Origin of the sequence: Bradyrhizobium sp. SRS-191 (assembly GCF_024586915.1) — a bacterium.
Taxonomy (GTDB): domain Bacteria; phylum Pseudomonadota; class Alphaproteobacteria; order Rhizobiales; family Xanthobacteraceae; genus Bradyrhizobium.
Map to the genome: position 1 here is coordinate 293,652 of NZ_JANBVS010000005.1, position 16,991 is coordinate 310,642.

General features: G+C 66.0%; 18 protein-coding genes. 6 read left to right on the forward strand and 12 right to left on the reverse strand.

From position 1 onward, the window contains the following. Nucleotides 1–5: 5 nt before the first annotated feature. Nucleotides 6–770, reverse strand: a complete 765-nt coding sequence (locus NLR35_RS12140; protein WP_257166764.1) for an EF-hand domain-containing protein — start codon at nt 768–770, stop codon at nt 6–8. 226 nt (nt 771–996) lie between these two features. Here NLR35_RS12140 and rpe point away from each other — a divergent pair, with 226 nt between their 5' ends. Genes rpe through NLR35_RS12155 form a run of 3 tightly spaced genes read left to right on the forward strand, consistent with a single transcriptional unit; the run spans nt 997 to nt 3,075 of the window. Continuing rightward, nucleotides 997–1,698 carry a ribulose-phosphate 3-epimerase gene (rpe, locus tag NLR35_RS12145; RefSeq protein ID WP_009028548.1) on the forward strand — a complete coding sequence of 234 codons (702 nt, stop codon included), beginning with the start codon at nt 997–999 and terminating at the stop codon, nt 1,696–1,698. Between the two features lie 15 nt (nt 1,699–1,713). Beyond that, nucleotides 1,714–2,199, forward strand: a complete 486-nt coding sequence (locus NLR35_RS12150) for an ureidoglycolate lyase (RefSeq protein WP_257166765.1) — start codon at nt 1,714–1,716, stop codon at nt 2,197–2,199. A gap of 45 nt (nt 2,200–2,244) precedes the next feature. Further along, nucleotides 2,245–3,075 carry a bifunctional allantoicase/(S)-ureidoglycine aminohydrolase gene (locus NLR35_RS12155; RefSeq protein ID WP_257166854.1) on the forward strand — a complete coding sequence of 277 codons (831 nt, stop codon included), beginning with the start codon at nt 2,245–2,247 and terminating at the stop codon, nt 3,073–3,075. Between the two features lie 13 nt (nt 3,076–3,088). Here NLR35_RS12155 and NLR35_RS12160 read toward each other — a convergent pair whose 3' ends face one another. From NLR35_RS12160 to NLR35_RS12180, 5 genes are all read right to left on the reverse strand, one after another. After that, the gene (locus NLR35_RS12160; protein ID WP_257166766.1) at nt 3,089–3,466 is read right to left on the reverse strand and encodes a hypothetical protein; all 378 of its coding nucleotides are present in this window, start codon (nt 3,464–3,466) and stop codon (nt 3,089–3,091) included. A gap of 235 nt (nt 3,467–3,701) precedes the next feature. After that, nucleotides 3,702–5,033, reverse strand: coding sequence for a dicarboxylate/amino acid:cation symporter (locus NLR35_RS12165; protein WP_257166767.1), 1,332 nt, complete (start codon nt 5,031–5,033; stop codon nt 3,702–3,704). 502 nt (nt 5,034–5,535) lie between these two features. Beyond that, the gene (locus tag NLR35_RS12170) at nt 5,536–6,987 is read right to left on the reverse strand and encodes a bifunctional serine/threonine-protein kinase/universal stress protein (protein ID WP_257166768.1); all 1,452 of its coding nucleotides are present in this window, start codon (nt 6,985–6,987) and stop codon (nt 5,536–5,538) included. A 3-nt stretch (nt 6,988–6,990) separates the two neighbouring features. After that, the gene (locus NLR35_RS12175) at nt 6,991–7,731 is read right to left on the reverse strand and encodes a metallophosphoesterase family protein (protein WP_257166769.1); all 741 of its coding nucleotides are present in this window, start codon (nt 7,729–7,731) and stop codon (nt 6,991–6,993) included. Between the two features lie 1,028 nt (nt 7,732–8,759). Further along, on the reverse strand, nt 8,760–9,650 hold the full coding sequence (locus NLR35_RS12180) for a LysR family transcriptional regulator (RefSeq protein WP_257166770.1): 891 nt from the start codon (nt 9,648–9,650) through the stop codon (nt 8,760–8,762). A gap of 99 nt (nt 9,651–9,749) precedes the next feature. On the opposite strand from NLR35_RS12180, the gene NLR35_RS12185 reads away from it, so the two are divergent. Continuing rightward, complete coding sequence (locus tag NLR35_RS12185; RefSeq protein WP_257166771.1) at nt 9,750–10,469, forward strand: SDR family oxidoreductase; 720 nt, start codon at nt 9,750–9,752, stop codon at nt 10,467–10,469. Nucleotides 10,470–10,482: 13 nt separating this feature from the next. Here NLR35_RS12185 and NLR35_RS12190 read toward each other — a convergent pair whose 3' ends face one another. From NLR35_RS12190 to NLR35_RS12205, 4 genes are all read right to left on the reverse strand, one after another. Then, entirely contained in the window at nt 10,483–11,421 is a 939-nt protein-coding gene (locus tag NLR35_RS12190; protein WP_257166772.1) for a S1/P1 nuclease, read from the reverse strand. A gap of 110 nt (nt 11,422–11,531) precedes the next feature. Beyond that, a complete protein-coding gene (locus NLR35_RS12195) occupies nt 11,532–12,140 on the reverse strand; it encodes a hypothetical protein (protein ID WP_257166773.1) in 609 nt (202 codons plus the stop codon). After that, nucleotides 12,137–12,808 (reverse strand): hypothetical protein, encoded by a 672-nt coding sequence (locus NLR35_RS12200; protein ID WP_257166774.1) that lies wholly within the window; start codon nt 12,806–12,808, stop codon nt 12,137–12,139. Before NLR35_RS12200 ends, NLR35_RS12195 begins: the two co-directional genes overlap by 4 nt. Next, the gene (locus tag NLR35_RS12205) at nt 12,805–13,584 is read right to left on the reverse strand and encodes a MotA/TolQ/ExbB proton channel family protein (RefSeq protein WP_257166775.1); all 780 of its coding nucleotides are present in this window, start codon (nt 13,582–13,584) and stop codon (nt 12,805–12,807) included. The genes NLR35_RS12200 and NLR35_RS12205 overlap by 4 nt, the downstream gene beginning before the upstream one ends. Nucleotides 13,585–13,777: 193 nt before the next feature. Here NLR35_RS12205 and NLR35_RS12210 point away from each other — a divergent pair, with 193 nt between their 5' ends. Together NLR35_RS12210 and NLR35_RS12215 are read left to right on the forward strand one after the other, a co-directional pair. Beyond that, nucleotides 13,778–15,181, forward strand: a complete 1,404-nt coding sequence (locus NLR35_RS12210) for an ATP-binding protein (protein ID WP_257166776.1) — start codon at nt 13,778–13,780, stop codon at nt 15,179–15,181. Between the two features lie 9 nt (nt 15,182–15,190). After that, entirely contained in the window at nt 15,191–15,835 is a 645-nt protein-coding gene (locus NLR35_RS12215) for a response regulator transcription factor (RefSeq protein WP_257166777.1), read from the forward strand. Between the two features lie 168 nt (nt 15,836–16,003). On the opposite strand, the gene NLR35_RS12220 is transcribed toward NLR35_RS12215, so the two are convergent. After that, a complete protein-coding gene (locus NLR35_RS12220; protein WP_257166778.1) occupies nt 16,004–16,591 on the reverse strand; it encodes a TetR family transcriptional regulator in 588 nt (195 codons plus the stop codon). Then, nucleotides 16,588–16,755 carry a hypothetical protein gene (locus NLR35_RS12225; protein ID WP_257166779.1) on the reverse strand — a complete coding sequence of 56 codons (168 nt, stop codon included), beginning with the start codon at nt 16,753–16,755 and terminating at the stop codon, nt 16,588–16,590. The genes NLR35_RS12220 and NLR35_RS12225 overlap by 4 nt, the downstream gene beginning before the upstream one ends. Nucleotides 16,756–16,991: the final 236 nt, after the last annotated feature.

The following is a 16,991-nucleotide window of genomic DNA, read 5'->3' on the forward strand; positions in this document are numbered from 1 at the left end:
GCGGCTTACACGCTCATCGCCGTCGTGGAGGCGGCTGACGGCAGCTTGGGTTGATGCTGCATCAGCTTCTCGATCATGTTGTAGGACGCCGTCGCGGCATTGGAGGCCGTGGTGGCGGCCGGCGTGATCAGCGTCATCTTCGAGCCGTCGGCGTAAGTGATGGTGGTCGTCGTCGAGCCATCGCTGTTCGTGGACGAGGAGCTCGACGCACCCGACAGCGCCTGCATCAGCGCATCGGCGCCCGCGCTGGAGGCGTTGCCCGAGCTGCCGGCCTGGCCCGCACCCGCCTGCTGATGGTGATGGCCGCGCCGGCCCTTGGCGCCCTGCAGCGCCGAGGACAGTTCGTCGAGGCTGACATTGCCGTCGCTGTTCGCATCGAGCTTGCCGAACACCTTGTCGGCATTCGCGAGGTTGGTGCCGCCCGCGCCGAGCGCATTCTCGAACTCGGACTTGCTGATCTGCCCATCGCCATCGCCGTCGATCTGCGAGAACAGATCCTGCAGCGGATTGGCGGAGGAGCTCGCGCTTGTCGATGCGCTCGACTGGCTTTGCGCCGCCAGCAGCGCGTTCATCGTCTCCGGCGCGATCTGCCCCGAACTGCCGCTGCCCGAGGTCAACGAGGGGCTGAAATTGCCGGAGCTGCTGGTCTCCTTGTTGCCGAGGCTGAAGAGACCGCCGGCATTGCCCGACTTGCCGGACCCCGACTTGGTCGAGCCGATCGACTGCAGGCTGTCCAGGACCGACGAGGCGGCCCCCAGTGCAAACCACATGGCGAAACTCCCGCAAGGCCGCCCGCGAGGCGGCAGAACATCTCCCCACGGCTGTCGCAATTGCCATGCCAGCGGCAAACCGCTGATATGTCCGGATATTTCGCGATGTTACGAAGCCCAGACCCCGGCAGATGCTGCCGCGCCCGGCAGATTTTTCCCGCTCGCGTTGCCGGACCCGCGCCTGCATGATACGGCGACATTTCCGCTCGCACTGGAATAGCTGCCCATGACCCAGTCCTTCACGCCGCGTCCGCTCGTCATTGCGCCGTCCATCCTGGCCTCTGATTTCTCCAAGCTTGGCGAGGAGGTTCGCGCGGTCGATGCCGCCGGTGCCGACTGGATCCATCTCGACGTCATGGACGGCCATTTCGTCCCGAACATCTCGTATGGCCCCGACGTCATCAAGGCGCTGCGTCCGCACACCACCAAGATCTTCGACGCGCACCTGATGATCACGCCGTGCGATCCGTATCTCGAAGCCTTCGCCAAGGCCGGCTGCGACCACATCACGGTGCATGCGGAGGCCGGCCCGCATCTGCATCGTTCGCTGCAGGCGATCCGTGCGCTCGGCAAGAAGGCCGGCGTCTCGCTCAACCCGTCGACCCCGCTCAACGTCATCGAATATGTGCTGGACCTCGTCGACCTCGTTCTGATCATGTCGGTCAACCCCGGCTTCGGCGGCCAGGCGTTCATTTCGTCGGCGATCGGCAAGGTGCAGGATCTGCGCGCAATGACCGCGGGCCGGCCGATCGACATCGAGGTCGATGGCGGCGTCGGCCGCGACAATGCCGGCGCGCTCGCCGCCGCCGGGGCCAACGCGTTCGTCGCGGGCTCCGCCGTGTTCAAGGGCGGCACGACGGAGGCCTATCGCAGCAACATCGCCGCGATCCGCGACGCCGCCGCGTCGGCGCGCGGCGAGGCGATCTAAGGCGATCGACGGCCTATGCTCACGCTCACGCCGCAGCCGCTGACCAAGGCGGCGTTTGCCGCCTTCGGCGATGTCGTCGAGACCGACGGTGCCGCTCCGATCGAGATCAACCAGGGTTTTGCCCGCCGCTGCAACGGGCTCGCCGCGATCGACGTGACGTCGGGCGGTGTTGATGTCAACATCAGCCTGTTCGAGGCCAAGCCGCGGCCGCTGCCGATCGAGGTCAAGCTGATGGAGCGGCATCCGCTCGGCACGCAGCTGTTCATGCCGCTGCAGGATCGCCCCTGGCTGGTGCTGGTGTGCGCCGACCCGCGCGATCCCGCGAGCTACCGGGCTTTCACCGCGAGCGGACGCCAGGGCGTGAACTACGCCCGCAACGTCTGGCACCATCCGCTGCTGGTGTTCGACGAGGGTTCGCGCTTCATCGTGGTCGACCGCATGAGCCCCGACAATCTGGAGGAGCTGTGGCTGGACCAGCCGCTGTTCCTGAGCGTTCCCTGACCGATGGCGCGCGGGATTGCTGGTCCGCGCACAGGAGAGACGATGATGGACAAGCCGAACTACTTCGTGCCGCAAGGCGGCCACCCGCCGCAGACCGACCTGCTCACCGGTCGCGCCGTGTTCACCGAAGCCTACGCCGTCATTCCCAAGGGCGTGATGCGCGACATCGTCACCTCGGCGCTGCCGTTCTGGGACAAGACGCGGACCTGGGTGATCGCGCGTCCGCTGTCGGGCTTCTCCGAGACGTTCTCGCAATACATCGTCGAGGTGTCGCCCGGCGGTGGCAGCACCCAGCCCGAGCCTGATCCCGAGGCCGAGGGCGTGTTGTTCGTCGTCGGCGGCGAGATCGCGCTGACCATCGCCGGCACCACGCATCGCCTGGCCAAGGGCGGCTACGCCTTCCTGCCGCCGTCCTGCAAATGGACGCTGACAAACGACAGCGCGGCGCCCGCGACCTTCCACTGGATCCGCAAGGCCTACGAGGCCGTTCCCGGAATCCCGCTGCCCGAGGCCTTCGTCACCAACGAGGCCTCGGTCGCCCCCGTCGGAATGCCCGGCACCGAGGGCCGCTGGGCCACCACGCGCTTCGTCGATCCGCTCGACGTCCGCCACGACATGCACGTCAACATCGTCACCTTCGAGCCCGGCGCCGTCATCCCGTTCCTGGAGACGCATGTGATGGAGCACGGGCTCTACGTGCTCGAGGGCAAAGCGGTCTACAAGCTCAACCGCGACTGGGTGGAGGTCGAGGCCGGCGACTTCATGTGGCTGCGCGCGTTCTGCCCGCAGGCCTGCTACGCGGGCGGCCCCGGCCGCTTCCGCTATCTGCTTTACAAGGACGGCAACCGGCACATGAAGCTGCGGCCGTTCCGGTGAGGGCGCACGGCTCTCAGGAGCGAGGACGGATCTCCGGAGGAAAGCGATTCCGATTCTCTTTGGGTGCCTGCATTTGCCGAAGGCCGCCGCAAGCTTCGACGCGTTGCGCAACGGCGACTTGATGGCGCCGCTTGATGTCGGCCAGCAGCGCCGGCGAAACACCGCACGACTCCTGATGTTTGTGAACGTAGCGCTCCAGGTCGGCCCAAGCGACCGAATAATGGACGTAGGGATAGCAGCGGTCGGGTCCCGGTAGATCTGCGACCTTGCTCGAGATGGCCTCAGCCTCCGCCGACAATCGCGCCAGTTCCGGACATAGCTCCTGGGCTCCAGCCGACGGGGCGATGCCCAGCAAAACGAAAATGATGACCTGGGTTCTGTTGAGCAACACGGATGGACTCCTTGCTGCGCTTCATCGGCGACGCCGCAAGATCTTAACACGATCGATCGTGCGGGAACACACAACGCCACCATGAAGGGCACATCCCGATCAGTCCTCGTGGCCGCAGGGCATGGCAGGCCGACGAAGAGCTTGTCCCCATGGGCCTTGCACGAGGCCTCGCTCGCGACTGCGATCAATTCCCACTGCGCGTCCTGCTCCGTCACTCGCTCCTATCGATCGGCCTTCACGCCCCCTGATACTCCACCTCCTCCGCGGTCCCGCGATCGAGCACGGCTTTCGCCTTGGCGTGATCGAGATCATTCTCCCAGGCGGCGACGACGACGGTGGCGACGCAATTGCCGATCAGATTGCCGACGGCGCGCGCGATGCCGACGAACCAATCGACCGAGAGCACCAGGACGAGGCCGATGGCGGGAATCGCCGGCACGGCGCCGAGCGTTGCGGCGAGGATGACGATCGCCGAGCCGGGTACGCCATGCGCGCCCTTCGACGTCACCAGGGAGACGCCGAGCACCAGCAGGAGATCGCTCACCGAGAGCGGCGTGTTGGTGGCCTGCGCGATGAACACGACCGCAAGCGTCAGATAGATCGAGAACGCATCGAGGTTGAACGAGTAGCCGGTCGGGATGACCAGGCCGACGACCTCCTGCTTGACGCCCATCGCCTCGAGCTTGCGCATGATCTGCGGCAGCACGGAATCGGATGACGCCGTCGCCAGCACAATCAGCAGCTCCTCCTTCAGGTAGCGCAGGAACTTGAACAGGCTGAGGCCGGCGAGCCGCATCACCAGGCCGAGCGCGATGACGACGAACAGGGCCACCGAGACGTAGAACAGCACGACCAGCGCCAAGAGCTGCTTGAGCGAGCCGATGCCGTATTTGCCGACGGTGAAGCCGATCGCGCCGAGCACGCCGAGCGGCGCCACGCGAACGATCAGGCCCATCGCCTTGAACAGCACCTTGGCGATGGAATCGATCAGGTCGACCACCGGCTTGCCGGGCTCGCCGACCAGCGCCAGGCTGACGCCGAAGATCACCGCGAAGAACAGCACCTGCAGCACGTCGTTGCGGGCGAAGGCGTCGAACGCGGTCGGCGGAATGATGTTGAGGATGAATCCGCCGAAGCCGCCGCCCTGCAGCTTGTGCGCGTTGTCGGCGAAGCTCGCGAGCTGCTTGGCATCGAGCTTGGAGACATCGATGTTCATGCCGTGGCCGGGACCGAACAGCAACGCAAGCACCAGGCCGAAGGCCAGCGCGATCGTGGTCATGCCCTCGAAATAGACCAGCGACTTGACGCCGACGCGGCCGACCTTCTTCAGGTCGCCGGCGCTGGCGATGCCGTGAACAACCACGCAGAACACGATCGGCGCGACCACCATCGCGATCAAACGCAGGAAGGCGTCGCTGAAGAATTTCAGCCCCTGGGCAGTTTCCGGCGCAAACACGCCGATCAGGATGCCGAGCACCAGCGCGGCCACGACCTGGAAGAACAACGAGCCGAACAGGCTGCGCTTCGGCGACGCCGTCCCCGCCATGCTCACATCCGTTGCCGCCATCGACAGTCCCCTCTGGTCAATTCAAAACTGCGCGCCGCACGCGCGTCACAATGTCACTCTGGCGGCGGAACTTTTGAAAGGCAATCGCAGCTGCGCTCGAATTTGAGGCTGTTAATGGCGCGTGGACGGTCATGGTTGAAAGGTGAAACAATCGATCGCATGCGTGGCCGACTTCCTCTGCCATCAGTGAGAGAGCAGACCTCCATGAGGTCGTTCCTCACGCAACGCTTCCGTCCCTCACCCTGAGGAGCGCGCCGCTTAGCGCGCGTCTCGAAGGGCGAGGCCTCAGCTCGGGCCTCATGGTTCGAGACGCGCCGCGGGCGTGCACCTTGCGCAAGCACCAACTGACGGGCGCGGCGCTCCTCACCATGAGGGGTAAATTCCGAAACCGGAGCCTCACCTCGGCCATGAGCGGCGTGTTCATGGAGAGGGTCCAGCTCCGAAGCCAGCGCTACACATGGGCCATCAGCCGCGTGTTCATCGCGAGAGGAGGTCATCTGCGTCATCCCCCCGCCCCGACCTTCGCCGGCACGTCATCGTCGTCCATCTCACGCGCGGCGGCGCGCGTGCGCACGACGGTGACCGTGCAGCCCGCCTCCGCGGCGACCTTGGCCGACACGCTGCCGAGCAGGCTGCGGAGCACGGAGTCGCGGCGGGCGCCGATGATGATGTGGTCGACCTGGTTGACCTCGGCGAACTCGATGATCGCGGCGGCCGGATCGACGGCTTCGAGCACGTGCACCGTCAACCGGCTGGCGTCGAGCTTCAGCGGCGTGGCCCAATGCTTCAGCGCGACCATGCGGTCGATGTGCTTGTTGTTGCCGGCCTCGTCCAGGGTGCGGTCGATGGTCAGGCGGCCGAGCTTGAGCACGTTGACGCAGGCGAGCCGCGCCGACGGCAGCGTTGCAAGAATGCGCTCGGCGGTGACGCGCAGCGCGCCGTTGAGCTCCTCGCCGCCTTCGGAGGTGTCGATCGCCACCGCCACGATCGGGCTGGTGGCGATCTGCACCGCGACATCGGATGGCTTCGTCTCCGGCTGCACCAGCCCGCGGTTGAAGCGGCGCCGCCACACGGTGGTGATCGGATCGCGCTTGAGCTTCTCCGCGCGCGCCGTCAGCTTGACCTGATCGGGATTACCGAGGTCGAAGGCGAGCTGCGCCGCGGTCGGATAGCGCCAGACCGGCTCGATCTCCAGGCAGCGCAGCACGATCTCCTGCAGCCACGGCGGATAGTCCGGCTTCAGCTGACGCGGCGGATAGGGATCGCGCCACAACCGCCGGCGCATGCCGCGCAAGGTCTCGGTTTCGCCGAACGGCCGCACGCCGGTGGTGAAGAAATACAAGAGCACGCCGAGCGAAAAGATGTCGCTGCGCGGATCGCTGCGGGTGCCCATCATGCGCTCCGGCGCCATGTAGGGCGCGGTGCCGTAAGGCAGGCGGAATTCCTCCTGCAACAGATCCGGCAGATGCTTGTGGCAGGACAGGCCGTAATCGATCAGCACCGCCTCCCCCGTCCCGCGGAACATGATGCTCGACGGCTTGATGTCGTGATGGATGACGTGCTGCCGGTGCAGGTCGGCGAGCGCGGTCGCGATCTTCGCCACCAGCACCCGCGCCTCCTCGTAAGGCAACGGCAACTCGGGCAGCCGCTTGTACAGCGTCTCGCCCGGGATCAGCTCGATCACGACATAGGCCTGGGTCGCGAAATCGCCCGTCCCGAAGCACGCCGGCACGTGCGGTCCCGAGAGCTTCGGCAGGATCATCTGCTCCATCTCGAAGCTGACGATCGCCGCGGGGTCCTCGCCCTCGGAGACGCGCGGCACCTTCATCAGGATGGGCCGGTCGATATCGGGACGCGTGACGCTCCACAACGTCGCCATGCCGCCGGAATGCACGCAGTCGCCGACCGTGAAGCCGTCGATCACGACGCCCGGCTGAAGCTTTGATCTCGCCATGCGCTAGCGCCCCATCGAGAGCCGCTGCGCCAGCCAGGGCGGCAGGCCGTTGTCGCGGATGCGCTGCGCTGCCGTCTCGATATCATACGGCACACGGCAATAGGTCAGCTCGCGCGTCCGGGTGTCGAAGGTGACGAAAGACGCGGCCGGATCGCCGTCGCGCGGCTGGCCGACCGAGCCGACGACGGCGAGCCATTGCCGGCCGCGCAGCAGCTGAACCGGCATGTTGGCGGTCGGGGTGAAACTCGTCATCTTGGCGGTGGCGGACATCGAGTACAGCGCCGGACGGTGGATGTGGCCGCAGAACGTGACCTGCGCCTCGGTCGCGATCATGCTGCGCGCTGCGTCGGCCGAACTCTGAATATAGCGCCAGCGCGGCGGGCTCGACGCCTCCGAATGCACGAACAGCCGGTCTTCGTCACCGACGCTCATCGGCAGCTCGGCGAGAAAGCGGCGCTGCTCGGCACTGAGTCGGCCGCGCGTCCATTCCATCGCCGCCTGCGCCTCGGCATTCATGCTCTCGCTCGAGGTGGAGACCGCGTTGTCGTGATTGCCGCGCACCGCGAGCCCGCCCTCGGCGACGATCTCCATGACGGTGTCGACCGACCATTCCGGATCGGCACCATAGCCGACGATGTCGCCGAGACAAATGAGGCGCTCGGCGCCGCGGGCGCGCGCCGCCTCCAGGCAGGCCGCAAAAGCCTGCCGGTTGGCATGGATGTCGGTAAAAATCGCCAGCAGCACCCGTATCCTCCCGGTTCCACCGTACAAGTGGGCTTCGCGCGGAATTTGAGCAACATCAAACCAGGCGGATCGGAGCAAGGAGTTTTTCGGCGCGGCCGATCCATCGGCGACACGACATCGCGTCCTCGCGGCGGATCTCGCCCGAGCTGTGCGATCGCTTTGCCCTCTCGAAACGAGAGGGCGCGGGGAATGCCGGGCGCTGGCCGCAACCCATGGCCCGCCTGCAGAAAAAAAGCAGGCGGCAGTCACCACAGGTTCAGCCGAACATCCGGCATTCCCCGCGCGACAGTTTTAACGCTTATATCGTGCTCTCCTCGGTGCACCGGCTTTTTGGCCACCGTGCCGCAGCAATGCGCTTGCGCGCATCGCGCGGGGGACACCAGCATCGGGGTGCCAGGACCACACGACTTCACGTCCGCAAGGCCAAGCGCTCGTCTCACGCCAGCCCAGCGTCCATCGCTTCCCCGCCCACGTGTCGTGACGATCGCGCGCTACGTCCCTCTTCTCGGGACGGGATGATGGTGGATAGCATGATTTCTGAAAAAAGGAAACTGAATTTTTGCCCGATCGCATCTCGTCTCGGGCCGGGAGATGGCCTTCGCTGCTTCGTAGCCCGGCCGGGGACGGCAGGTCGCGCGAGGCTCGCACATTCTCGCCAAAGCCTCCGCTGTCGTCCCGGCCTTGAGCCGGGACCCATACCCACAGGGAGCGGCTTGAGGCAGGCGTGTAGTTGGCAGCTTGCTCGATCACGACCGCCGCGGAGTATGGGTCCCGGCTCAAGGCCGGGACGACACTGTTAGCTTGGCGAAAGCGGCGCCCCAACCTCCGCCGTCATGCCCCGCGCAGGCATCCAGCACGCCGCAGCGGACGTGTTGGGCAGCAGCGTGGTCGCTTCGCTCATCCGGGCTACGCAGCTCGCCGTCGTCTTCGATTCCGGCAAGACAAGTCTGCCAGAAGCCGGATACGAACGTGTTCGCTTCGAAGACGATCCGACTGCATCGACATTTCTGATGAAGAAGTCGCTGCCATCATAGGCCGCGCCTCGCATGATCGATGAGCGCGCGGAGCTTGGGCGCCAGGTTCCGACGCCGCGGAAAGTACAGGTAGAATCCAGCAAACGGCGCGGAGAAGTTTTCGAGCAGAGGCATCAGGTCTCCACGCGCGACGTAGGGCTGGAACGTCTCCTCCATGCCGAAGGTGATGCCGCCGCCCGCGCATGCGGTGCGGATCATCAACAACATGTCGTTGGTCGTCAGGCTGGGCTTCACCTCGACATTAAAGTCCCTGCCCGCTTCGGTGAACTCCCAACGATAGGGAGCGGCCAGCGGCGCGGGCCGCCAGCCGATGCAGGCATGATGGATCAGATCGCGCGGGTGCGCCGGCGCGCCGTGTTGTTCCAGATAGCTTGGTGCGGCAAAGGCCAGTTGCCTCTGATCTCCGGACACCGGGACGGCGATCATGTCCTGCGCGATGACTTCTCCCAGGCGCACCCCTGCGTCGTAGTGCTCGGCGACGATGTCGAAGGTGTCGTCGGTGATGGTGACGTCCAGTTCGATCGCGGAATAGGTTTGCATGAACGAGGACAGCAATGGCCCGGAGATGAAGCGTTCGGCGATGGAGGACACGGCCAGCCGCAGCAGACCGGACGGCGGCCCGGCCTTGTCGCCGATCTGTTCGGCGGCGGCATTCAGCGCGCCGATCGCCGGCGCGACATCCGCGTAGAAACGGCGTCCCGCCTCGGTCAGGCTGAAGCTGCGGGTCGTCCGGCTGACCAGCGAAATCCCGAGATGGTCTTCCAGTCTGCCCATGGCCTGGCTGACGGCAGACCGCGTCACGCCCAGCCGGTCCGCGGCAAGGCGGAAGCTCCCGGCCTCGGCCACCGCCACGAACAGCTCGATGATGTTCTTGTCGATGCGCATTGGTTAGATTTGCTTACCACCGAGGCAATCATTGAGCAAATTGTCGTGACAATGCCCGCAACCTAGCTTCCGCCCGTCACCACCTGACGGGAGTTGAACATGGACAAGGTCATCCTGATTACCGGGGCTTCGAGCGGCATTGGCGCTGGCATCGCACGAGAGTTGGCCGCGACGGGCGCGCGGCTGCTGCTGGGCGCGCGTCGCCTGGACCGGCTGGAGGCGCTCGCCGCCGAACTGCGCGCGGCCGGCCGAACCGCCGAGGTTCGGGCACTGGATGTGACCAACCGCGCCGACGTCGCGGCTTTTGCCGAGGCTGCGCGCGCCTTGTGGGGGCACGTGGACGTCATGATCAACAATGCCGGCATCATGCCGCTCTCGCCGATGGCCGCGATGAAGGTCGACGAGTGGGATCGCATGGTCGACGTCAACATCAAGGGCGTGCTGAACGGCATCGCGGCGGTGTTGCCCGGCATGCTGGCCCGCGGCTCCGGACACATCATCAACATCGCCTCGATCGGCGCTCTGCAGGTCGTGCCGACCGCCGCCGTCTACTGCGCGACCAAGCACGCCGTGCGGGCGATCTCGGACGGGCTCCGTCAGGAAAATGAGACGCTGCGCGTCACCTGCATCCACCCGGGCGTGGTGGAGAGCGAACTCGCCAGCACCATCACGGACGAGACCGCAGCCGAGATGATGCGCAGCTACCGCGCGATTGCCCTGCAGCCGGACGCGATCGGCCGCGCCGTCCGCTATGCCATCGAGCAACCCGACGATGTCGACGTCAACGAGATCGTCGTTCGTCCGACGCGGGCGCCGTAAGGCGCAGGCGGCTCTACCGCAACACCACCTCGAGCAGGTTGGCGAGCCGTGCGGCGGCGAGCGCGGCCTGCTTGCGGGCGAGATCGCGGGCGTTGGTCTCGTACTCGCGCGTCAGCTCCACCGGCTGCTTGTCGGCACGAACCGGCGCGGCATAGGCTGTGGACTTGGCGAGGTCGAAGCTCTCCTGCGCCCACACCGCGGGGTCGATGATCTGCGCCTTGCCGGCGTCGGGCGTGACAGTCGACAGGCCGCCGCGCTGGTCGGCATCGAAGATCGCGCCAAACACGGTGGAATAGCCGCCGAAGATGCCGTCCCAATAGGCGTGCAGATTCTGGGTCTCGCCGTTGGCGGCGATCACCTGCTCCTCATTGCCGCCGCGGTCGCCGCCTTTGTCCGGCAGCGCGGCCGAATAGCGGGCGATGGCGTGTAGCGGCTGGTGCAGATCGCCGACGAGGTGGATCGTCCAGCTCAGGCTATACGAGCGCAGCGGCTCCGAGGCATCGGTGTTCGCCGGCAGCTTGGCGATCATCAGCTTGAGCTGCGACACCGCATCCACCGCATCGGGGCGCGGCAGCGGCGTGTCGTCGGCCGAGAACAGCGCGTCCTTGTAGTGCCAGTACTGATGCTTGAGGTGGCCATACGGCACCAGCTGCTTCGCCGTCGAATCCGTCACCTGATCGTCGTAATAGTCCGGCTTCATCTTGATGTCGTCAGGCCAGGTCGCCGCATGCACGAAGGCGTAGAGCTTCTCCTGGCCCACAGGCGCGCCGGCGATCCAGCCGGCGTAGTCGGGATTGAGCTTGAGCAGCGCATCGGCCCGGTCTCGCGCCGCGGGAGACAGCTTCTTGTAGGCCAGATAGGCGATCTGCATGTGGCCTTCGTCCCACCAGGCCAACGCCGGTGCGGCCGGCCACAGCATCACAGCGAAGACCGCAATCATCAGCTTACGCATTGCGAAGCTCCTCGAGATTCAATCAACGAATGAATCGCGCATTCGGGTGGATCAAACGAATGATCCCGAGCCTAGCTTCAACGGACGAAATTGGCAATTTCACCGACGAGTCACTGCTCATCCTTCGGCGGCATGCGCGGCGGCAGCAGGGGCGTGAAGGAGACGCCGTCGCCGGCATTCTTCGCGGCCTTGAACTCGCCGGTGGAGGGATCGCCGCCCGCGGTCTCGATGATGGTCTTGGGCAGGATGTACTCGCGCGCCGCGTCGATGACGCCGCCGTCGCCGGTGCCGAAATCGGCGGCGCGTCCGCCCTGCGGATGACCGGCGGCGATCTGATCGGCGGCGTGCTGCGCCTTGTCGGCGAGCGTGTCGCTGTAGGGAATGCGATAGGCGCGCGGCACGCCGCTCGGGCGGTTGTCCTCGTCGAGCTTCTCGACCCATAGATAGACCGCGCCGGGATCGCCTTCGACGCTGTGCGGATCGACGATTCTGACCTGCAGCACCTTGAAGGCTTTCGGCAGCCGGTCGACGCTGGCCCAGCCGAGGAGGCCCCGGGCACCGACGAAGCTGCCGACATAGAACGCGCTGGTGACGACGACCGCGACCGCCTTCACCGGCCATGGCAGCCGCGCATAGACCAGCACCAGGAGCAGCAGTGCGCCGATCAGCGCGTAGCACACGGACAGCGTGACGATGACGGTCTGGAGACTGCTCATCATCGGCTGATCATCCTGACACCGGTCTTGGGATCGAGGTCGGCGCCGTTGGCGCGGACGTTGCGAAAGGTCTCCAGCAAGGATTTCGGCCGCCGCTGCACGTCGATGACTTTCCCAGTGGCATCGAGCTTGAAGCGCAACGCGGTCCTCTCATCGCCGGAATGATCGAGCACGACCTTGTCGTCGAAGATCACCTGCGCCGTCGGGTTCAGCTTCTGCACCTTCACCTTGGCCTCGACCGGCGCGCCGCTGACGTTCTGGAAATGCGAGATGTTGACGGTGTATTCGCCGGCCACGATGCCTCGGATCGTCACGATCTCCTCGCGGATCGGCGAGGGGATCTTCAGCCCGTTGACCAGGATGAAATCATTGGCGCCGCCGCGATCGTCGCGATCGAGCGTCAGGAAGCCGGCCTCGCGATGCCGGTACCAGGCGATGTTGCCGACGGGGTCCTGGACGAACAAATCGAGATCATCGGGATGATTGTCCGGCCAGTCCATCGTGATCAGGAACTCCGCCTTGCTGTCGACCTTGCCGTCCTTGGCGTCGGGCGAGATCGCGAGCACGGCGATGAAGAAGAAGAACGCGACGATCTGCAGCGCCTTGAACAGCATCACGCTGAACGGATCGAACTGCTCTTCGCGCGGATAGAGCCCGAAATCGTCCATCATGCGCCCTGCTCCGCAGCGTGCTCCATCGCACGCTCGAGCCGCGGCGTCACCCGCGTTTCGGTGAGCATCACCGCATCGGAGAACACGCGGCCCGTGGCCGCGTCGAGCATGTAGTACTGGATGCGCACCAGGATCGAGCCGACGAGACCGGCGAGCGTGGTGTACATCGCCACCGCCATGCCGTCGCTCATCAGCCCCATCGAGGATTTCATCGCCAGCTTGTCGTTGACGTCGAGGCCGGCGATCGGCGCCAGCATGATGATGAAGCCGATGATGGTTCCGAGCAGGCCGAGCTTCATCAAGGTGTCCGAGGCGAAGCCCCCGAAGCCGTTGGAGCCGCGCAGCCGGTCGGCGAGCGTCCGTAGCAGCAGCGTCTGGTCGAGCCGCCCTGCTCCTTGCACCTGCGCCTTGATGACAAGGCTTTTGATGTGGTTGGTGACGAGCCCTTGGGGAAGGAGTTGCGCATCCGGTTCGAGCGCGCGCTCCGCGTCCGGGCCGATCAGCACGGCGCGGCAGCGCTTCGCGGCATCGGCCTCGCGCGCGATCGCTCGCGTCCGCCAGAAGCAGTGGCAGCACGTCAGGACATAGAGCACGGCGACGACGCTGGAGATGTAGGTGCGGTCGGAGGCGACCATCAGATGGAAGTAGCCGTAGCGGGCCAGCACCACGGCGGCGAACACCGTGAGCCCGGTGAAGATCATCCAGAGCAGCAGCGGCCCGCGCTCGGCGCTGTCACGCGCAGGTTCCACTTTGTCGGCACTGCTGACCACGCTCATGCATGCACTCCCCGATGCGCCCCGTCCTCGGGCGCTTTGGTCTCGGAGTTAAGCAGAGCCGCGAAACAGCGTCCAAAGACATCTGCCTCGGGGCCTTCGGGAAATTTTCCCAACCTGCCGCTTGTTGCAGTGCATTCGCTTGGCGGCGCACGGGGCCGTTGTTACGCTGCACCAAACGCGGTGGAGGGATCGCATGCGCCTCGTGCTCCAGCTGATTGCGCGCCTTGCGCTGATCGTTCTGCTCTGTCTCGCGGCCACGGGCGTCTGGGTCACCGTCGATGCCTATCGCAGCGTCGACCGCGCCACCGCGGCCTCAGCGGAGCGCGTCTCGCAGGCGCTGGAGGCGCTGTATTGGCGCGAGCTGCTGTTGCGCAGCAACCGGACCCGCGACCATCTGCTGCCGGTGCCGGATTGGCGCACGACCGAGACGATGAAGCTGATCGCGCCGGGCATCTGCGTCGAGTTCAAGCCGGAAGCCGCCTTCGAGAAGCCGCTGTGCGGCCAGAGCAAGGGCCTCGGCGCGGCGCCGCCGCGCTGGTTCGCTGGCCTTGTGGAAACGATCCTCGGCGATCACGCCGCGGTGGCGCAGGCGATCAGCGCACGGGCAACGACGGCCGGCACGGTCTCCGCGATCGCCGATCCCGACGCGGCGATCCAGCTCGCCTGGCAGCGCATCCAGGACAGCTTTGGCGTGGCGCTGGCCATGGCGGTGGCGATCGGCGTGCTGGCCTCGCTCGCCATCGCGCATGCGCTGGCGCCGGCGCGCAGCATCGTCCAGGCGCTCCAGCGGATGGCCGAGGGCGAGCATCGGCCCGCACTGCCGCGCTTCCGCTCGATGGAGCTCGCGATGATCGGCCGCGCCGTCGGCGAGCTCGGCGACCGCCTCGCGCAGGCCAGCGAGCAGCGCGCGGCATTGACCGAGCGCCTGCTCGACATCCGCGACGAGGAGCGGCGCGCGCTCGCCCGCGAGCTGCACGACGAGTTCGGACAGAACCTCACCGCGATCCTCGCTTTTGCGTCGACCATCGAAAGCGCCGGCAAGGACCTCAACGACAAGCATCTCGACGACAAGCATCTCGACGATAAGCATCGCAGCGATCAGGTCGCGCAGGATGCGCGCATGATCACGCAATCGGTCCGCCATCTGATGGCCTGCCTGCGCGGCACGTTGAGCCGGTTGCGCCGGCCGCTCGCCGAGGAGCTCGGGCTCGAAGCCGGACTGGTCGCGCTGACGCAGAACTATCAGCATGCGGCGCGGCCGGCGATCCGGCTCGACCTGCACGGCGATCTCGCCGACATCCAGGGGCCGGTCGCGGTCACCGCCTATCGGATGGCACAGGAATGCCTGACCAATGCGCTGCGCCACACCGACGCCAGCGAGGTGTCGCTGCGCGTCGAGCGCCGCGCCGGCCCCGACAGCGCGCTCGTGATCTCGGTCGAGGATGATGGCGGCGGCGACGCGGCGCAGCTGGCTCAGTCGAGCGGCTTCGGCCTGACCGGCATCCGCGAGCGCATCGCGGCCGTCGGCGGCTCACTCTCGATCGAACCTGCCGCGCGCGGGCTGAGCGTCTCCGCGATCATTCCCTTGGCCGCCTGAGATCCGCCGATGACCGAGCCCGGCATTTCCATCCTGCTGGTCGACGACCATCCCGTCGTCCGCCAGGGCTATCGCCGCGTGCTGGAAAGCCAGGACGGATTTCGCGTCATCGCCGAAGCCGACAGCGCCGCGGCCGCCTACACCGCGTTCAAGGCGCATGCGCCCGATGTCGTCGTGCTCGACATTTCGATGAAGGGCGCCAGCGGGCTGGAGGCGATCCGCAACATCCGCGCCCGCGACAACCGCGCCTGCATCCTCGTGTTCTCGATGCATGGCGAGGCGCCGTTGGTGAAGGCAGCCTTCGCGGCCGGCGCCAGCGGCTTCGTCACCAAGAGCAGCGAGCCCTCGGCGCTGGTCCGCGCCATCCGCATGGTCGTCCGCGGCGAGCGTGCGCTGAGTGACGACGTCGCCCATGTGCTCGCCGCCGACAGCCTCGATCCGCAGCAGACGGTGCTGGACAGACTGGGCGAACGCGAGATCGAAATCCTGCGCCAGCTCGCCTCGGGCCTGACGACGGAGCAGATTGCAGGCAATTTGCATCTCAGCATCAAGACGGTGCAGAACTATCATTATCTGGTGAAGGCCAAGACGGGATTGCAGACGGATGCGCAACTGGTGCGGCTGGCGGTGAACAGCGGTCTGACTGATCTGTAGGGTGGGCGAAGGCGCTGCCGTGCCGTCACCTCACGCGAGATCGCAGCGGCGCCGTGCTCACCGTCTCGCGGCGGAACGTGCTGATCGACGGTGGCCACGGCGCGCACGATCCCGGCAAGACACAGAAATCGTGCCATGCGCCTTTGCACACCCTACTGGCTACGTCGGCTAGCGCGCCGCCAGCCCGCGCAACAACAGCGTCAGCACGGCATCGACCCGCGTCGAGCAGGTGCAATCGGCCCATTCGTCGGCGTGGGCGGGGTGATGGAAGCTGCGCGTCGCATCGAAGATCGCGGCGGCCGCGGTCTTGGGATCGGCGACATCGAACGCGCCCTGGGCGACGCCTTCGGTGATGATGCCTTCGACTTGCGCGATCAGGTCCTGCTTGTGCGCCTTGACCACCGTGCAGGCTTCGCGCGCAAGGGTCAGATAGGTCGCGAACATTTCGGGGTCTTCGCAGACGCGCTTGTGCTTGGCGTCGAACAGCTCGCGCAGCCAGCGCTCCAGCTTCACCGGCGCCGGACCGGGCTCCGCGGCGATCTGCGCCAGCGGTGCGCTGACCCGCTCGAGCCAGCGTTTCGCCACGGCTTCGCGCAGCGACGCCTTGCTCGGAAAATGGCGGTAGACGGAGCCGTGGCTGACATCGAGCGCTCTCGCGACGTCGACGACCGTCGCTTTGGCGAGCCCGTAACGGCGCAACACGTCCTCGGTCACTTCGAGGATGCGCTCGGATGTCAGAACCACAGCCTCATTCATGCGTGCACCATATCGGCGTCCGTCGTGTGCGCCTTGATCTGGATCGGCTCGGCCAATTCAGCCGGCCCGCGAAATTTCGCGGCCTGCGCTTCCAGGTGACGGGCAACCTGGAGATTCAGCCAGTCCTGAAATTGTGAGTGCAACAATCGCTTTTCAATCTTCATCGAAGCGGTCCTTCGCAGTTGAAGCCGCTGAACCCCAGAGGTCAGACAGTGCTAATTGATCATAACGTCAACATACACCATCGCGCTGACAGATTTCAATATCTGTCAGCGCATTTTCTAAAAATAGCATTATGATACCTGTCGCCACGCCATGACGATCGGAAACCCGCCGTTTGTGTCCCCCCGGCGGCTCTGGTAGAGCACGGCGTAAAATGCTGCTGGCGCGGACGCGATGG